17 protein-coding genes are annotated in these 18,522 nt (G+C 33.7%); 7 read left to right on the top strand and 10 right to left on the bottom strand.

What is annotated here, in order from left to right; translation table 11 throughout:
• Window positions 1–30: 30 nt before the first annotated feature.
• Together MPR_RS10125 and MPR_RS10120 are read right to left on the bottom strand one after the other, a co-directional pair.
• The gene (locus MPR_RS10125; RefSeq protein WP_041892227.1) at window positions 31–1,350 is read right to left on the bottom strand and encodes a TolC family protein; all 1,320 of its coding nucleotides are present in this window, start codon (window positions 1,348–1,350) and stop codon (window positions 31–33) included.
• Window positions 1,351–1,441: 91 nt separating this feature from the next.
• The gene (locus MPR_RS10120) at window positions 1,442–2,308 is read right to left on the bottom strand and encodes a helix-turn-helix domain-containing protein (protein ID WP_041892224.1); all 867 of its coding nucleotides are present in this window, start codon (window positions 2,306–2,308) and stop codon (window positions 1,442–1,444) included.
• A 151-nt stretch (window positions 2,309–2,459) separates the two neighbouring features.
• On the opposite strand from MPR_RS10120, the gene MPR_RS10115 reads away from it, so the two are divergent.
• Window positions 2,460–3,419, top strand: coding sequence for an MBL fold metallo-hydrolase (locus tag MPR_RS10115; protein ID WP_041892222.1), 960 nt, complete (start codon window positions 2,460–2,462; stop codon window positions 3,417–3,419).
• An 8-nt stretch (window positions 3,420–3,427) separates the two neighbouring features.
• Here MPR_RS10115 and MPR_RS10110 read toward each other — a convergent pair whose 3' ends face one another.
• The 4 genes from MPR_RS10110 to MPR_RS19050 all read right to left on the bottom strand — a co-directional run bounded on the left by MPR_RS10110 (window position 3,428) and on the right by MPR_RS19050 (window position 5,891).
• Window positions 3,428–3,718 carry a winged helix-turn-helix transcriptional regulator gene (locus tag MPR_RS10110; protein WP_235280425.1) on the bottom strand — a complete coding sequence of 97 codons (291 nt, stop codon included), beginning with the start codon at window positions 3,716–3,718 and terminating at the stop codon, window positions 3,428–3,430.
• A 312-nt stretch (window positions 3,719–4,030) separates the two neighbouring features.
• Entirely contained in the window at window positions 4,031–4,462 is a 432-nt protein-coding gene (locus MPR_RS10105) for a hypothetical protein (protein WP_041892217.1), read from the bottom strand.
• 906 nt (window positions 4,463–5,368) lie between these two features.
• Complete coding sequence (locus tag MPR_RS18670; RefSeq protein ID WP_158438869.1) at window positions 5,369–5,515, bottom strand: hypothetical protein; 147 nt, start codon at window positions 5,513–5,515, stop codon at window positions 5,369–5,371.
• A 223-nt stretch (window positions 5,516–5,738) separates the two neighbouring features.
• On the bottom strand, window positions 5,739–5,891 hold the full coding sequence (locus MPR_RS19050; RefSeq protein ID WP_367888726.1) for a helix-turn-helix domain-containing protein: 153 nt from the start codon (window positions 5,889–5,891) through the stop codon (window positions 5,739–5,741).
• Window positions 5,892–6,132: 241 nt separating this feature from the next.
• Between MPR_RS19050 and MPR_RS10100 the strand changes: the two genes are divergently transcribed.
• On the top strand, window positions 6,133–8,976 hold the full coding sequence (locus MPR_RS10100) for a TonB-dependent receptor (protein ID WP_041892215.1): 2,844 nt from the start codon (window positions 6,133–6,135) through the stop codon (window positions 8,974–8,976).
• Between the two features lie 124 nt (window positions 8,977–9,100).
• Here MPR_RS10100 and MPR_RS10095 read toward each other — a convergent pair whose 3' ends face one another.
• Window positions 9,101–10,183, bottom strand: coding sequence for a zinc-binding dehydrogenase (locus tag MPR_RS10095; RefSeq protein ID WP_041892213.1), 1,083 nt, complete (start codon window positions 10,181–10,183; stop codon window positions 9,101–9,103).
• A 228-nt stretch (window positions 10,184–10,411) separates the two neighbouring features.
• Between MPR_RS10095 and MPR_RS18695 the strand changes: the two genes are divergently transcribed.
• Genes MPR_RS18695 through MPR_RS10080 form a run of 3 tightly spaced genes read left to right on the top strand, consistent with a single transcriptional unit; the run spans window position 10,412 to window position 13,541 of the window.
• Window positions 10,412–11,698, top strand: a complete 1,287-nt coding sequence (locus MPR_RS18695) for a DUF5690 family protein (protein ID WP_041892209.1) — start codon at window positions 10,412–10,414, stop codon at window positions 11,696–11,698.
• A 7-nt stretch (window positions 11,699–11,705) separates the two neighbouring features.
• Window positions 11,706–12,857, top strand: coding sequence for a TIGR03364 family FAD-dependent oxidoreductase (locus tag MPR_RS10085; RefSeq protein WP_041892207.1), 1,152 nt, complete (start codon window positions 11,706–11,708; stop codon window positions 12,855–12,857).
• A gap of 6 nt (window positions 12,858–12,863) precedes the next feature.
• Window positions 12,864–13,541 (top strand): phosphonatase-like hydrolase, encoded by a 678-nt coding sequence (locus tag MPR_RS10080; protein WP_041895359.1) that lies wholly within the window; start codon window positions 12,864–12,866, stop codon window positions 13,539–13,541.
• 68 nt (window positions 13,542–13,609) lie between these two features.
• Here the strand turns inward: MPR_RS10080 and MPR_RS10075 are convergent, their stop codons facing one another.
• From MPR_RS10075 to MPR_RS10065, 3 genes are all read right to left on the bottom strand, one after another.
• On the bottom strand, window positions 13,610–14,188 hold the full coding sequence (locus MPR_RS10075) for a helix-turn-helix domain-containing protein (RefSeq protein ID WP_041892205.1): 579 nt from the start codon (window positions 14,186–14,188) through the stop codon (window positions 13,610–13,612).
• A gap of 260 nt (window positions 14,189–14,448) precedes the next feature.
• Window positions 14,449–15,633 (bottom strand): multidrug effflux MFS transporter, encoded by a 1,185-nt coding sequence (locus MPR_RS10070; protein ID WP_041892203.1) that lies wholly within the window; start codon window positions 15,631–15,633, stop codon window positions 14,449–14,451.
• A 66-nt stretch (window positions 15,634–15,699) separates the two neighbouring features.
• Entirely contained in the window at window positions 15,700–16,539 is an 840-nt protein-coding gene (locus MPR_RS10065; RefSeq protein WP_041892200.1) for an AraC family transcriptional regulator, read from the bottom strand.
• Window positions 16,540–16,774: 235 nt separating this feature from the next.
• Here MPR_RS10065 and MPR_RS10060 point away from each other — a divergent pair, with 235 nt between their 5' ends.
• Together MPR_RS10060 and MPR_RS10055 are read left to right on the top strand one after the other, a co-directional pair.
• A complete protein-coding gene (locus MPR_RS10060; RefSeq protein ID WP_039329733.1) occupies window positions 16,775–17,602 on the top strand; it encodes a HipA family kinase in 828 nt (275 codons plus the stop codon).
• Window positions 17,599–18,471, top strand: coding sequence for a hypothetical protein (locus MPR_RS10055; RefSeq protein WP_041892195.1), 873 nt, complete (start codon window positions 17,599–17,601; stop codon window positions 18,469–18,471). The genes MPR_RS10060 and MPR_RS10055 overlap by 4 nt, the downstream gene beginning before the upstream one ends.
• The last annotated feature ends 51 nt before the right edge of the window (window positions 18,472–18,522 follow it).

Raw genomic sequence — 18,522 nt, 5'->3', positions numbered from 1 at the left:
AATTTTTAATTCTTAATTGCCTGTAGGGCATTAAAGTGTTCCTGTTGACTTCAGTAAGTTATAGTATTGGTATAATACGTTTATTTCAGCATTGGCGTACTGAAGTTCGGCTTCTAATTTTGCATTAGTGGCATCTGTCATTTCAGCTTGTATAGCCAATTGGTTTAGGTATTTAGCTTCTATGATTTTGTAATTCTCCTGTGCGAGTTGTTGACTTTTCTTTAGCAGATTAGCATTCTGTATAGCCTCATCGTATTTGGTATAAGCTGCATTGACTCCCATTTCTAATTGTTGTTGTACAAGGGTAAATGTCTCTTCGGCTTTGTCTTTTTGAAGCTTTTCTAGTTTGACTTTTTTGGGTGTCTTGTATAAGTTGTCAATATTGTAAGTTAGTGATACCCCCACTTGCCAAGCGTTAGAATACATATCCATCACAGGGTTAGTTGTGGTGATAGGTCTAGTCATATTATACCCACCTACTGCAGCTAGAGCAGGATACTTATCTGTATTGGCAATCTCTATCTTTTTTTGTGCCGCTTCGACTCCTTTTTCGACTCTTTGTATCATAGGATGTTGCGTATAGGCTAGATCTAGATAATAGTTATAATCCCCTTCTAGTGGTCTGTGTACAAGAGCTTCATTAGGTGTTATTTTAGTTGAGGTCGGCAGTCCTAGTGCAATCGCTAAATTATAGTTTAGAATCGATAGGTTATTATCTACACTTAATAGGGCTTGATCCATATTCTGAAGAACTAGCTCACCTCTGATTACTTCATTTCTAGTCATCATTCCTTCTTTATAATATCTATTGACATTCTCAAGGCGGATTTGGGCTAACCTTTTATTGTTTTGATAAACTTGCTCTTGATGAATTAGTTTATATACATCTAGGTAGTTAGAAATAACTAAGAACTTAATGCTTTGTTGATCTTGTACAAGGTCTAGAGAAGCAAGCTGTTCGCCTATTTCAGCGAGTTCTATATTCTTATTAATCGCTCCCCCTTTAAATAGTAGTTCAGATGCCTGTACTGCATAGCTATTGCCAAAGTGAGGCATATCCTTGGTCATGACCTTACTGAAATCTCGGTCTAATATAAGCGCATCTCCTATATAAGAAGCATTGGCAGTAAAGGCAAGATTAGGAAGGCGTTGTTGTTTAATTAATTGGGTTTGTTGTTCGCTAATGTTTTTGTTTAAAGCAGTGACTTTTAATTGTTGATGATTTTGCATCGCTAAGTTCACCGCTTGTTCTATACTAAGTGTTTGGTCGCTTACTTGGCTATATATTGAAGTATATGAGAGTAGTAGTAAGCTTAATCCACAAAAGTATTTGTGAATATTTCTTTTCATTTTATTTGTACTTTATGCCGACAAAGTTAGCTCAGTAGTACATGGTATAAAATGATTGAGAATATCAAAAAAGATGTTTAAAAGTATTATTCTATAACTTAAACATCTTTCTATACTGAGTTGGGCTGGTGCCTTGATGTTTTTTAAAGAAGTGAGCGAAAGCATACTGATCACTAAATTGAAGTTTAGTAGCTAATTGTTTGATAGGCAAAGTAGTAGTGGATAACTGTGCTTTAGCTTCGTTAAATATAAACTCATTAATGATTTCTATAGGTGTTTTTCCAGAAGTTTCTTTAACGACTGTACTTAGGTGTCTAATAGAGAGTTGTAGTTTATCTGCGTAGAACTGAACAGACTTAGTCTCTAGGTAATAATCAGAGACTAGCATCACGAATTTATACGTGATCTTTTGCTGTGAGGTCATTTGATTAATAGAATCTTCACTTCTAGGCGTGGCTACACTTACTAGGTGATAGAGGATGATATTAAAATAATTTTCTATAATGTATTGACCATACTCAATTTCGTCGAAGTGCTCCAGGTAATAACCTAGAGATTCTACATTGGTCCAGAAGATATCTAGTTCTTGTTTGCTAATGTGGAAATTGCGTTGTAATTGTGTTTTTAAATCTCTATATACTTTTAATCGGTGAAGCTTAAAAGAAGCAGTTTCTAAGAAATTTCGATCATAGCTAAGTAGTCTCAGTTCTGCATCGGGACTTATCTCTAAGATTTCGTATACGTATTTGACATCAATAAGGAAGATAGAGTTCTCTATGATTTCGAATTCATTAATCTGTTCTCTTATTCTTAGTTTTCCTTTTTTGACAAATAGAAAGGAAGAACGAGTGGGTCTATAGGGATGCCCAAAGTTGGCATGATCAAAGATGTTTTGTTGATCGTATATCTGTACATGTATAAATGAAGAATTGGCTGTCTCTATATTTCCTTGAAGCATAAGGATGGTTTTATAGGTGCAAGGTAGGGAAAAAGTAAATAGGATAGTAAAATAAGTGGTGATGTGTAGGTAACCACTATTCTATTTATGGTCTCTTTTTGAAACTATTAAATGATAGTTTTGTCCAAACAAATATTTAATAGTAAAAACAATGAAAAATTACAGACGATTAGGGATGTTATTTATGGGTATAGGAATGATGTTCTTCTCAACTAAATCAATAGCACAGAATTCTTTCTATAGTGTTAATGTTGGAGGTGTAAAGGTCACCTCACTAAGTGATGGTAGCGTAGATATCGATGTAGACCAACTCTTTGATTCAAAAGAAGGTGTTAAAGCTAGTGATTTAATTAAGAATGCTTATCTAGTTAACCCCGTAGAGGTTAGTATAAATGCTTATTTAGTGCAATATGCCAATAAGAATATCTTGATAGATACTGGTGCAGGTCAGATATTCGGAGATCATGCAGGCAAGCTAGTAAATACTTTAAAACAATATGGTTTAAAACCTGAAGAGATAACAGACATCTTGATTACGCATATCCATGTTGATCACGTAGGGGGGTTAGTGGTGGATAATAAAATGGTATATCCTAATGCTACTATTCACGTGAATGAAATAGAATATAATTATTGGATGAAAACTATGAATAGTGATAAGGCTAGAAGCGGTTTAGCGAAAGAACAACAAAAAATAGTAGAGAATGTTCAGAAGGTTGTAACAGTCTATGCAAATAGTAAACAAATACAAACATTTAAAAATAATAACAGGGAACTACTGTCACATATAGAGGTTTTACCTACAGTAGGACACACGCCAGGACATACTGTATTTGTATTGAGTAGTAATGGGCATTCTATGTACTTTTGGGGAGATTTAGTACATGTGGCAAGTGTACAATTTGAAGAACCATTTATGATTAATCATTTTGATGAAGATATAGAACTAGCTAAAAGAGTCCGCAGTGCATTTTATGATAAGATGGTGGAGGGTGAATACCTTATCGGAGGAGCACATCAGTCTTTTCCAGGTTTTGGTAGAATGCGAAAAGTAGGGGAGCGCTATCAGTGGCTACCTGTCCCATACAGCGTTATAGGTAGAACTAAATAATAAAATGCTTACTCATGTGGATAATCAGGGATATTATATTTCTGATTCCACAGCGTAAGCTGGTTTAATATTTTTAAGAGTTCGATTCCTTTTTCAGTTAAAGTATATTCTACTCGTAGAGGAACTTCATCAAATTCTTGGCGCATAATGATTTTATCTTCTACTAGCTCTTTTAACTGCTGTGTAAGTACCTTTTTAGAGATTATCTCCACACGAGCGAATACTTCTCCAAATCGCAATGTCTTTAAGCCTATAGCATAAATAATAATAGGTTTCCATTTTGTGCCTATGGTTGCCATAGTGCGTGTCATAGGGCAGTTATGACAAATAAATATATCGTTTTTCATAATTAATATTTCTGTTAAGCAAGTTAAGCAAAAAAGAGAAGGTATAGACTTTAGATGTCTGCAGAGTTAATGAGGTATGTGTGCAATGTTCTTGCTGAAAGAAGCAATCTGAGTAGGAATATTTTAGGGATATGGAGTTACTGGGGGATGTGGAGAGTGGGAGAATGGTGTGGTGCACAGATTATTTTGATTATTATTAAATAAATCAAAATAAAATATGCTTTGTTTCTTTGAGAATCAAAGCATATTTAGTTCTAATTTTAATTAGCGAATTATGTAATCCTTATTTGGATCATAGACCTCAAAATCTATAAGTTTTCCACCACCACCACTAGTTCCACCACCACCACTAGTTCCACCACCGCCTCCTGAACCAGGTTCTGTATACCCTGGATAAGTTCCATCACTTCCTGGTAAATCAGCACATCTTAAAGGAGTAGGTCCTGATGATGGTACATTTTTAGTTCCTACTATCTCGCCACCAGCTTGCTCAATATAACGCAATGCACATTCATAGCCATTGATTTCAATTAAACTACCTGTTTTTGTTTTAACAACTATAACTAAGATATAGTTGTTTTGAACTAAAAAAGATGATTCTTTAAAAGTTAAAATTGAGTTAACTTCTAAATTAGAAGCATTGCAAACTACAATTCCTCCTAATAGGACTATTGCAGAAACGAATAATTTTTTCATAATTAATTAATTTTTAAATGGTTATTTTAAAACAAGATAATAATACTTAGTTGATTTTTAAAAAACTAAAAAAATATTATAAATAAAAAACTAAAATCTTTTATTTATAATAAATGCAATTAAATACTTGGGAAAAAAGTATCTAAAAGTTTAGTGAAATGTTAAAAATAGACTTTGTTTTTTTATTGTATTAGAGTTGTTTATAAGATAATTAATTATTTTGTAATCTTAGATTGATTAAAAAGACTTTATACTTTATTGTAAATGCTGTTTTTTCATAACCATATATAGAAAACATAATTGTATAATTATGTACAAAAGTATTTCCTGAGAATAAAGCATTTGTAGATATTATTAACAACAAAATCTATAGCACAAGCCTTGTATACTTTAAGTTACAAGGCTTTTGCTATAGATTTTTTACTTTATCTCTTGCTCTACTAATAGTCTTCTCATTTTACCACTTACGACTAAGTATTTCTTCGTCTATAAATAGTCCTCATTATATTCATATTCGTATTCAAAAGTTTCAAATTGAGCTGAGTTTCTCCTTTTATAACACTTGTTTTCTCTTTATGTATGATGTTTCCTAATACATCATACTCATACTTGTAAAACCAACCTTCTTTTTGATTAGAAGTTTTCCATTTTTTAGAATAATTAGTTTCTACTAAGTTGTTTTCATTATAAGTGAATCTAGAGAAAGCATCCTCTACTTGTAAGTCTTTGTTGTTGTATTTTAAACTAAAGGTGATTTCGTTCTGACCTGCTAGGGGATTGCTTGAGGGTTTCTTGCACTTTTCTTCGACAAAGACGCCTTCTGGGCAAGGAAAGCCCTAGGAAACTCCTAGCAACCCCTAAGAAGTGCAAGCGAAGTGCACATATTTATATCACTTTATAATAACATCATTCTACAATTATGCATAAAGTCTTTTTAATCGAACTGAAGTTAGACTCGATATTACCATTCTTATCATAAATAAGTTGAGTAATAGCTCTAAGATCTTCGTTATAAAAGGTCTTATAAGACGTTACTTTATCTTCTTTTAGCATGTATTCTTTTTTCCAATAAGTCTTTCTCTCATAAGGTGTTCTCTATATAACAGTAGTGTAGTTTGCCCATTTTTCGTTTTTTTCTAGAGGAGCTTCTGTGCTTTGAGCATTAACACTAATTCCTAAAAATAGAGATAGAATAGTTAGAACATTTCTCATAGTATAAGTTGTGTGATTAATAATTCAAAGTAAGTTAAGCTTTAAAAGCTTATTACCAAAATAATCACTTCATCCATTGGCTAGGAGATGCCCCGTACTTCTTCTTAAAAGCAGAGGAGAAGTGGCGAGGGTTCTTATACCCTATTAAATCAGATATCTCGGCGATGTGAGGTTCTTGTGCTGTAAGGAGCTTAACTCTTAAATAATATGTACACAGTTCGATTGTTTTTTTACTATTTGTAACTTTTACGTTTTTTTACTATAAGTAATATGTTGTGTTTTGATCAGTGTTAACATTTACTTAATATATAAGCTTGTTTTACCTTTATATCATGTATTTAGCCTTTTTTGATACGATTTTTTCTTGTATAGGTAATGTTTTATTAAACCTTAGATTTTAATATTTGTAAAATATTGTTTCAATTTTGTAAAGTATTTAATCAATAATAAACTACTTTATGAACTACAAGTTTACCTTAAGTCTATTTTTAACTCTAGGTTGTCTTTCTTTAACAGCGCAAAACAGAACGCTAAAAGGACGAGTATTAGATGGCAATGAAGCATTGCCAGGAGTTGTTGTTGAAGTTGTCGGAGAGGGCAAGGCAACAGCTACTGATTTAGATGGATATTTCACATTTACAGATTTGCCAGAGAAGCAATATGAAATTGTTATGCGTTATTTTGGATATAGCGATAAGTATGAAACAATAGATTTGACTTTGGTGGAGCCAAAATCGCTGTATAGTTTTGAAATGGCAACTTCTGGAGGGAATTTAGACGAAATTGTAGTGATTTCTACAAAACGACTAAGTGAAGCAAAAGCTATTAATATGCAGAAGAACTCTGTTAGCTTAGTGAATGTAATCGCTTCTGACGGTATCGGTAAACTACCGGATAGAAATGCTGCAGAAACAGTACAGCGTATCCCAGGGGTGTCTATAGAAAGAGATCAAGGAGAGGGAAGATATGTGGCTGTAAGAGGATTGCCAGCAGAGTGGAACTCTACTACGATGAATGGTCACAGATTACCTGCTGCTGCAGATGAAGGAGCGAGTAGAGCAACGGCCTTTGACTTTTTTCCTACTGATATTATTGGTTATGTAGAGGTGTTTAAAGCACTGACACCAGATATAGATGGTGATGCCTTAGGAGGAAGTGTGAATTTTATTACTAAAACTGCACCAGCGGATTTTACATTAAATGCCTCTTTAGGTATGGGGTATAACCAGCTGTCTAATAAAGGAGTGTATAGTGGAAGTCTAACTGTGGGAGATCGCTCTAAAAATGATAAGTGGGGTTATATATTAAACCTTTCTCAATGGAATAGAAATTGGGCTACAGATAACTATGAAGCAAGGAGATCAGGAGATGAAGGAGTGTACCGTTTAGAATTAAGAGATTATACAGGAGAACGTCAGACTACAGGAGTTAATACAGGATTCGAATATAATGCAAGTGAGAACTCTAAGTTATTCGTACGTCTTAATTATGGTAAGTTATTAGATAAAGAATTGCATTATAAGAGGCGTATTCGCTTCGATAAGTATAACCCACAAACGCAAAATGGACGTATAGAATTACAGAATATCGTTAATGATTTGAACTTTGATTTTTACGGAGCAGAATTAGGAGGAAAGCATTTCTTAAATAAAGGAACATTTGATTGGAGTTTAGGACATTATAGAACGGAGTTCTACTATGGAAATATCCCAGATAAGAAAAATCATAGTTACCTGTCTATGATGTACACGCAGGATAATGTGGCATTTAATCCTGATCTTTTTGAGGATAGAGGTAATGGAATTCGCGCGTATTGGGATGTAGATGGAGGAGTGTTAAACACAGGCAATGTGTTTGATTACTTAGCTGATCCTACCTTCGTAGATAATCCTAAGAATATGAAGTTTACGAATCTACAGTTGTATAAAGTAGGAGTTAAGGAAAGAGATAATATTGTGGTTTCTGCAAATTACCAAGTAGAAAGTACAGCAGGCTTAAAGTGGAAATTCGGAGCTAAGTTCGTGGATAAAGAACGTTCGGCTGTATTTGCAGATGAGTTTTACGGATGGTCAGGTTCAGGAAGTACACCTGTGTTAGAAAATGAAAAAGGATATTTAGTGTCTCAACCTGGAGGCTCTGATTATCTAAAAGCGATGAATACAAGTATAGGAAATAGTTTTGGACCAGTACTGTCTAAAGAAGGCATGAAAAACTTCTATAAGAACCACTTCTTTAATGGAGATTTATCTCTGCTGAGAAATGACTCAGAAATATTAGAAGAAGGTAGAGGACTAGGTCGTAACTTTAAGGTTAGAGAGCAACATTCTTCAGTATATGGAATGGTTACTTATGATCTAACTAGTCAACTTACTTTCTTAGGGGGACTTAGAGCAACGCATACAAATACAAAAATAGACGGATACGCTTTCGAGAAAGAAGAAGGAACAACAAAAGGAGAACTTAAGAAAGTAAGCGATACGAAAAGTTATCTATCGCTATTGCCAATGTTACATCTTAAGTACACAATGACAGATAATACGAATTTGAGATTTGCCTTTACTAGAACGTTTACTAGACCAGATTTTGGTTATTTAGCTCCAGGAGGAACCTATTTAGCGGCAGATAATCAGTTCGTAGGAGGTAATCCAGATGTGAATCCTACTTATGCATATAACTTTGATTTAATGGGAGAGCACTACTTCGGCGATTTAGATGTAATATCAGGAGGGGTATTTTATAAAGTGATTACAGACCCTATTTTTGTTAGTGCTAAACAAGGTACTTATAATGGTATAGAGGGGGTGGAGATGGCACAGCCTCGAAATGGAGATAATGCATGGTTGTTAGGAGTAGAAATAAGTGGTAATAAGAAGTTTGATTTCTTACCAGGATTCTTAAGTGGTTTTGGGGTACAGGCGAATTACACATTTACTAAGTCGGAGATGAAAATACCTTCACGTGATGGTGTCACAACATTGCCTCGACAAGCTAAACATCTCTTTAATGCTCAGTTATATTATGAAAAAGGAGGTTTTAATATTCGTGCAGCATATAACTTTAAAGGAAGGTATATCACAGAACACGGTGCAAGTGGCTTAGCTAAAGATGATGTGTACTATGGTGACTATGCTTCTTTAGATGCGAATATCACGTATAAAATAAATAAGCATTTTACGGTTTTTATGGAAGCTAATAACTTATTAAATTCTAAACTAGAGTATTACTATGGAGATTCTAACCGTCCATTACAGGTAGAGTACTATGGGGTAAAAGGAATGTTAGGAATAAAATGGGAGTTGTAAAATAACGTTATATATGATTATAAAAAATCCTGATTTTCACACTGTAAATCAGGCTTTTTTTGATATGGAGTGAAGTGATTTTAGTCAATTTTTTCACAATAATTGACTAAGATTGATACTAGATTCAAAGAGTTGCTTTTATCCCTACTCTGTACTGCTGCGTTTTATTAGCACAGTCAAAAGCCTCTTCTAATTGTTCGAGAGCAAATTCATTTTTTGCCAAATCTTTAAAAGGAAAAGTGTTGTGGTGCTGACTCAAAAAAGCTACTGCATTTTTTAAATCATCAGGGGTGTAATTGTGTAACCCCTTTATAGTAATTAGCTTGCGGATTATAGTTTCAGCATTGATTTGTGTAGCTGATTGATTAAAAACGGCTCCTATCCAGACGTTAGTAGCGCCGATAGCTGATAGTTCAATTCCCTGTTCCATAACAGCAGGAATACCTGTAGTATCTAGTACTGCGTTAATCTTTAGCTGAGCGATTTGCTGTTTTATGCTCTCGGTGTCATGGGTACTCTGAAAGGTATGTGTCGCTCCAAATAAAGTAGCTGTAGATAAACGCTTTTCATTTACATCACAGACGATAATATGTTTAGCCCCTTGTGCTTTAGACATAGCAATAGCAGATAATCCTAGCATACCTGCACCGTATACCAGTATCGTTTTGTCTTTTACATCGCCAGCTAATCGCATAGCCCCCGCTATAGTCGCATGGCTACAATTAAGAGGAGTAGCTTCATATAGTGTTAGGTGTGTAGGGAGTTTAAATATAGCTGTTCCTTTCTTAAGAATACAATGGGTAGCGAATCCACCGTTTAATTCTGTATTAGAAAATGGATGGTGACCATACTTATATAATGAAGCTGATTTCTGAGGGTATCCTTCTAATGCAATGGCATCTTCAGAATCATAGGCATATATACACCATGTGATTAAGTCACCCTCATTAATAGGGGTTCCTGTATAATCGGTAGTAGTCATCGGGGGAAGGTGTGTGATGTAACCTATAATCTCGTGTCCTAATATAGTAGGGGCATCTAGAGATCTCCTACCGCAGTAAGTGTGTAAGTCACTACTACAGATAGTGGTGTAAGCAACCTGAACAATTATTTCCTCTTGGTTAGAAGGGCATATTTGTACTTCTCTAGATTTAAAATTTCTAGTTTGGTTGTCAAAGACCATTGCGGTGGCTGTTTTTTGTTTCATAATTTTACTATTTGTAAATATTTGTGTTGTTATATTGCTAACTTTGATTCTGCTTTAAAAGAATTCAAAAAAACTTGTATTACTTGTTTTTAAAGCTATTGCAAATATATGTTCTTTGTTTTTAGTGATATTACGATGTTTTAAACTTAACTGAAAGTTTACTTTTAGTTAATATATGACTACTTTGTTTCCGTTAGTTTTGTTTACAAATAATAAAATTACAATACGATGGAGTTGTATAAGTTTAAGAATAGTAAAAAAGTAGAAACTTGTTTGTTGTTGTTTTCTGTCTTTTTGTGTTATACAGGAATGTATGCTGTGCGTAAATCATTTTTGGCAGGACAGTATGATGATATGGAAGTGATGAGCAATGTAGATCCTAAAACTATTTTAGTGATTAGTCAGGTTTTTGGATATATGATTTCAAAAGTTATTGGGATTAAAATTATTTCAGAGATGACTAAGAGTAGTAGACTGTATTGGTTAATCGGAGCAACTACTTTTGGGTTAGCTATGTTGGGACTATTCTCTATTCTGCCACCGCATTTAAAGTTTATAGCTCTATTCTTAAATGGACTTCCACTAGGGATGATTTTCGGAATAGTCTTCTCATATATAGAGGGGCGAAAAAACACAGAATTATTAGCCGCAGCATTAAGTGCGACGTTTATCTTCTCTACTGGATTTGTAAAGAGTGTGGGGTTAATCTTAATGGAGAATTTTTATGTGAGTGAGTATGATATGCCATTTCTGACAGGATTGCTATTCTTCCCTATATTTTTGAGTTGTGCATTTATTATGAATAAGTGTAAAGGACCCTCTAGTAGTGATGTAGAAGCCCGTGCTGAACGCAAACCAATGTATAAAAAGGAGCGAATGGCGTTCTTAAAACAGAATGGCTTGGGGTATTTAAGTCTTGTGTTGATTTACATCGTATTGACTATTGTACGTGACTTTAGAGATAATTTCGTAGTAGAGTTTTGGGAAGAACAAGGGACGTCAGAAGCGCCAAAATTAATCACGCTAACGGAAGTTCCTGTAGCCATCATAGTATTAATTATAGCAGCGAGTAGTGTGCTGATTAAGAATAATAGAAAGGCTTTTAACTTAGGAATGTATCTGACGATATTCGGCGCGATAATGATGTTAATAACAACAATTCTCTTTAGAGAGCGCCATGTATCAGCGATAACGTGGATGGTAGTATCAGGTATTGGGGTTTATTTGCCATACATCCTGTTTCACTGTTTGGTATTCGAGAGACTAGTAGCATTACTAAAGTTTAATGGCAATGTAGGGTTTCTATTTTATCTAGCCGATTCGCTGGGGTATTTAGGTAGTGTCACTGTGTTATTAATAAAAGAGTTTGTAGGCTTTAGACAGAACTGGAGTACATTCTTCATTAATTTAAATATAGAATCTGCAATAGCAATATTGATTCTGTCTTTAGTGTCGATATGGTTTTTCGAAAAGCAAGTTATTCGAAAAACAAAATTGAGTAATGTAACTGTATAAAAATAAAATAGATATGAAATATGATTTAATCGTAGTAGGAGGGGGAGTATTGGGAACCTTTCACGCTTTTCACGCCGCTCAGAAAGGGTTGAAAGTATTAGTAGTAGAAAAGGATAAACAACCAGTGAGTGCGACTGTACGAAACTTTGGTCAAGTAGTACCATCAGGAATGGATACAAAATGGCAAAATTATGGAAGGGAGAGTTTACAGATTTATAAGGAGATTCAAAGTGTATTTGATATTTCGGTGCGAAATAATGGTTCTATCTATCTAGCGTCTAACGAAGAAGAATTAACTCTATTAGAAGAATTAAATAAGATTAATCAGTCAAATAGTTACGAGTCTATGCTTTTAACTAAACAAGAGTGCTTATCTCGTTACCCAGGAGTGAAGGAATCTTATGTCATAGGTGGGTTATTCTTTCCAGAGGAAGTGACAGTAGAGCCACGTACTATGATTTATCGCTTACACCAGTATATGCAAGAGACGTTAGATGTAGAATTTTCATATTTAACTCCAGTGGTGAATTGTGAAGAGGGCAATGATGGAGTGTCAGTAATAACAGCTTCAGGTGAAATACTAATCGCAGCTAAAGTAATTATATGCTGTGGATCAGAGTTTAAGACGTTGTTCCCTAAAGTGTTTGCGCAGAGTGATATGGAGGTGACTAAGCTACAGATGATGCAGACAGTAGCTCAGCGTAATTATGAGTTAAAGGGTTCTGTTCTAACAGGGTGGTCTATCAGAAGGTATGAGGCTTTTTATGAGTGTCCTTCTTTTGCGAAAATTAAAGCAAGTGAACCTTTAGACTCTCTTCAGAAAAAATGGGGAGTGCATATCCTGTTTAAACAAGCGGCAGATGGCTCTGTGATTATAGGTGACTCACATGAGTATTCGGATGTTAATGATATAGATGAATTGGGATTCGATATAAAACAGGAGATAAATGACTTTATGATTCAGGAGGCTAAAAAGATTGTGGATTTGCCAACTTATCAGATTAGGGATTCGTGGGCAGGAGTTTATTCTCAATGTAAAAACGCGGATATATTTAATACTATGATAGGTCAGCATATTCATATTATTACCGGAATCGGTGGAAAAGGAATGACGGGTAGTGCAGGCTATTCAAAGCAAGTTATTAATAGTATATTTTAAATGATTATGAAAGAAATACAAATGGTAGTTTTTGATATGGCAGGAACTACAGTGAATGAAGATAATTTAGTGTATAAAACAGTTTGTGACTCAATTAATGAGATGGGCTATGAAGTAACATTGGAACAAACTTTACAATATGGTGCAGGAAAAGAAAAGTGCCAAGCAATCAAAGATATTCTAACAGCGTGTACAACTGAAAAAGAGGTGGATGAACAGGCTAATTTAATATTTAAAAACTTTAAAAAACACTTAGAGAATGCCTATAATACTTATCCTGTACAAACGTATGAAGGGATGCAATCTCTTTTTGACTTATTAAAATCTAAAGGAATTAAGGTTGTATTAAATACGGGATATGATAGTAAAACGGCTAATAAACTGCTGAATAAACTTAACTGGAAAGTGGGTGATACAGTGGATGCATTGATTACGGCGGATGATGTAGAAATAGGACGTCCATCTCCCGAAATGATAAATAAGGCAATGAAACAGTTCGATATCGTAGATGCTAAATATGTATTAAAGGCAGGTGACTCGATTATCGATATAGAAGAAGGACATAACGCTAATTGTGGTTATGTAGTAGGCGTGCTTACAGGTGCTCAAAATAGGGAATTATTAAAAACGGCTAATCCCACTCATATCGTTGATAAATTAACGGATATTAGAGAGTGGATCTAAATAGTAAGTGTGTGAATAAGAAAGGGATAATACGGCTGTATTATCCCTTTTTTTATAGATCATATTTCTTAATCGTTTTTATCATAGAATAAGTAAACGACTAACATAAGACAAGTTTCGGTTCCTTTATTAATGGGTACGTGTGGTATTCTACCATCAAAGAGTATGGAATCTCCACTCTGTACTAAAACTTCGTCTTCTCCAATGATATAGGTACACTCTCCAGAGATAATGTATTTAAATTCAAAGGCGTCAGTCTCTACTTTATCTCTCTTAGAATTAGGTTTTACCTCTAGTAATACGGTTTCGAATCCACAAGAATTTAATTGTTTTGAAAAGATAGAACGGTATTCAAAGCCAACAGCTTGCTCTTCTTTTTCTATAGTGTTATAGTCTTCTTTTTTACACAGGATATAATTGCTCTTACCTACAACAGGAATAGTCTTAAAAAACTCTCCTATCTCTACGTCTAAAGCTTGTATTATGGTTAATAATACAGGTAGTGAAGGAATGGTTCTTCCGTTCTCAATTTTTGAAATTAGCCCATTACTAACTTCAGCTTTAGAAGCGATTTGGTTAATAGTGTACTTATTTGCCTTTCTAATTTCTTTTAATTTCTTGCCTATACCAATTAGGTAATTGTCCATTTCTTCTTTAGTTTAAAAACAAATATAGTAAACTTTTTATGTAGAATAAAGACTGAGGAGCAAGCATAACCATAACTTGACATTGCGATTTTACTTTATTTATTGGATAGGTGATACATTGCTCATTTACTTAAAAGTAGAGGAAAAGTGGCTTGTTTTACAAAACCTAGTAAGTTAGCTATATTGGATAAAAAACAAAAGCGACTCAACTTTTTTAAGTTGAGTCGCTTTTACTATATAAATGTGATAATTGATTTGAATTAATTAGTATTATTTTTCTCTTTAATCAGATAACATCCTAGATATAACAGATGACATGCAAGTAAAGAATAAGCAGTCAAGGTCATGATGTCAGCAGGGATTAAGTTAGTCACGGCTGATATGATAAAGGTAAATAGCAGTTGTAAAGTACCTAGTAGAGCTGACGCAGATCCACTATTAGTAGTGAATGGTGCTAAGGCTAATTTAGTAGTTGTAGGGAATAGTACTCCAAGAGTTAGTACAATGAAGAACAACGGAACTAATAAGGCTTCAATAGGCTCTTTTAGCACACACATAACTAAGAAGGCTACTGTCCAAGCAATACCGAAATACACGGTGTATTTTACGATTTGTTCTACAGTCCACCAGCGAGAGAATACAGAGTTTGCCAGCCATGCCCCAAGGATTAAACCGATAGCATTAAAAGCAAATATACCACTAAACATATCTGAAGACATTCCTCCATACTCCATAATAAGGTAAGGGGCATTGGCTAGGTAGATCATTAAGATACTATAGGTTAAACTTCCAATCAATGTATATTTGACAAAGACGTTATTTTGTACTATTTCTTTAAAGTCTGCCATAAGGTTAACATCTTTTTTCTCTGTGACAATACGTGTTTCTGGCAAGAAGATGATAACAGCTAATAGGCAGATGATACCTAATATCACTAAAGTAACGAAAGTAGATTGCCATACGAAATGACTGATCAGAAAGTTACCAGCGATAGGACCTACGATAGGTGCTACTCCTGCTATGATAGCTAGTAGAGAGAAGACATTCATACTCTGGTCAGCAGAATAGTATTCATTCACTACGGCACGAGCGATAACTACTCCTGCACATCCTGCAAAAGCTTGAAAGAATCGAGCTGCCCAGAACTGTTCTATGGTCTCTGCATAGATACAGGCTACTGATGCTAGAATAAAGATGATTAAAGAGGCAATAGTCGGAAGTTTACGACCATAGCGATCAGAGATAATTCCCCAAAATAGCTGTCCTGCAGCAAATCCTCCTAAAAAGAAAGAAAGGGACAACTGTACATTTTTTAGATCTGTATTAAAGGTCTGTGAGATTTTTAAGAAACCAGGTAAGTACAGATCTATACTAAAAGGTTCGATAGCAGATAGTAATGATAAAATAATCACGACTATAAACTGAGCTTTTGTTAACTTATTCATATTGATATTTTGATGGGGCAAAAGTAAACCTGTTGATTCACTTAGACCTTGGCAAAACAAGTACTCTTATTGGACTTTTTTCACATTTTCTCTAAAAGCTAATGGAGCCAAACCTGTACTTTTTTTAAAGAAGCGGTTAAAATAGTTGACCTCACTAAAGCCTAATTCGGCTGAAATCTCTTGGATATTCAAGTCAGAATATCCTATTAGTCTCTTTGCTTCTAGAAGTATTCTGTTGTGAATGTGTTGATTAAGTGTATAGTCAGTAGCCTTTACTACGAGTTCATTCATTCGCTTTACAGATAATGCTATTTTATCAGCATAGAAAGCAGTAGGGTGGTGGACAGTATAGTTTTCTTCCACCAACTCTAATAATTTTAGTACTCTAGTATCTATAAGAAGATTGTCCTGTGAGAGCTCTTTTAAGCCTTGAATATGGGAAATATAGATATTGAGGTACTTCTCTAGTATATAAGTTCGTTTCTGTGTATCCCATTCTTGTTGGAATAAAAACATGATTGCTTTAAAGACTTCTTTTTTATCTTCTGATAACTCAAACCATAAGGGAGGATTAAATCTAAACTTGTGTTCGTTAAATTCTTTGGCGAGAATGCGGTTAAAGAAATCCTTATTGACAGAAATAAAATACCCCTTTACCCCGTCAGGGTTAATATTGTGCATTTGCCCGGGATAGATGACCCATATCTGATCATCAGAGATAGGGTAGGACTCAAAGTCAACTTTCTGTGTTGTCTCCTTGGTTTGGGTAAACCAGTAGATCTGATAGAAGTTACATTGATAGTGGTAATCAAAGTTGAATAGATGACTATTGTCTTCTAGCATAAAGAATTCAATAGGTACATCTTGATCAAATTGTTTGGCTTTAATTACCTTGTGTGTAGACATTGTAGATTAATTAGGGGGTAAAGGTAGTTTATTTTGCCTAGTTGTAATTTAAAAGTGTTTTAAGAATGTGTTTATATTGTATAAACAGTTGATTGTAAAGAGGCATTCTTTTAAAAATATAATATATACATCTATTTTTTTGGTAAGTATCTGTTTTATAGGTTAAATTTACATATAAGCGGTGTATTAAGTGGTATAAATAAGGCTAATAAAACGAAATAAATACTGAATTGATATGGAGGTAATTGGCGCTATACAGATTCTGGAGATATTAGAAACGAATAGTATTCCTATTAAAATATTAGGCACTGATGCTGATATCTATTATGCAAAAACTATTTTTAAGATTCATCCTCCATTAGAAGATATTATTAATGAATTGATAGGGAATCAGGTTTATAAGATTTGGGGTATAAAAGTACCAGAAATAAAGATAATAAAAATTGAGAATAGGTTACTTCAAGAATATTTGATCACCAATAATATGATATCTAAATATAGTCAGTTTGATATCGAAGAGTTGTTTGTTATAGGTTCTAAAGAGATTAATAGTCAGACAGAACTAGATTACCACAACTTAGTTCTATCTAATAAGAATGATTTTAATCAATACTTAGATCCCTATAAATTTTTGGATATAGCCTTTTGTGATGTATGGTTAGCTAATAGAGATCGTAGAATCAATAATCCGAACCTTTTGTTAGTTGAGGATCAAGGAAAAATAGATTTTGTTGCTATTGATCATACACAACTTTTTGGTAATCAAACTAACTATAAAGGGTTGAAAATTAATGTAATGGATGTCAGTCTTGTAAATATGTTAATTGCTTCAAAATTCACCAAAAAGATTTGTAATTTTGCTGAGAATGAAGTACTTTCAAAATTCAATAGTAGAATTATTGAAAAAATTAACACAACACTAGTGGTCTTGCCAGAGGTGTTAGATAGCCTTCCGTCAAAAGTAGGACTGAGTAAGGCGGGTAAGCTTAAAATAATAGAGATACTTAGTAATCAAGAACGAAATACTAGAATTTCCAACATATTAAACAAACTATTAAAATGAAATCGTATTACAGTTTAATTAGATACTTTAATAACTCCTTGTCTAGGGAGAATATTGTTATTGGACTAATAGCGGTTTCTTCAACCAATAATGTGTTTTATAAGTTTTCTGAATCAAAGATTAGTTTTATTACTAGATTCTATGACAATAAGAGTAAACTATTAAATTTCAATATAAAGAAGATTAGTGAAGTTTTGGAACTAAATGCTAAGGAAGATTTATTTATTGAAGAGAATACTAATATTTTAAAGAAGTACTTAGATCGTTTAGCAGTTTATAATAACGGAATGATTCAATTTGACAAACCAGTTGAATTAAATATGAATATAGATGCAGCTTTCTTTAGTAAATTCTATGAGAAATATATAGGTGACTTGAGGACAAGTACTAAGAGTAACAAAAAAGATGAGGTGTTTTATAATCGTATTAATAGTTACTTTAGAGAACCTCTAGAAGACATCATAGATATTGACTATAAGATTGAAAAGAAGGTAATTCCTTCCTTATTTTTTGATTATAAATTAAATGGGATAGGAGGAAATGGATCTATTTATAGTGTAAAGTGTATTGATATTAATTCGACTAGAACAATAGATACTATTCAGAAAGATATATCTGAACTAGAAAGCTTAAACTTTAGATTAAATGATTTTTCTAAGCAATTAGTAGAATATCCTGAACAGAATAAGCATTATCTAGTTATAGATCAGTATAAAGGTATTGATGAGAAGTATCTAGAATTATATGATACATTAAGTAACCAAGAAAATGAACTATATCAATTGATTAATTCAAATCAACTAGAAGAAGTAACTGCTGATATTCTTAGAACAGGAGCATCTAAATTCTCTGAACTGATTTTACGATAATATTATTAAGAATTAAATAATAAAACAAAGGCTAATACATCGAGATGTATT

It is taken from the genome of Myroides profundi (assembly GCF_000833025.1).
GTDB classification, from domain to species: domain Bacteria; phylum Bacteroidota; class Bacteroidia; order Flavobacteriales; family Flavobacteriaceae; genus Flavobacterium; species Flavobacterium profundi_A.
The sequence above is the reverse complement of the archived record's forward strand: the minus strand, read 5'-3'. Positions and strand labels throughout refer to the sequence as shown.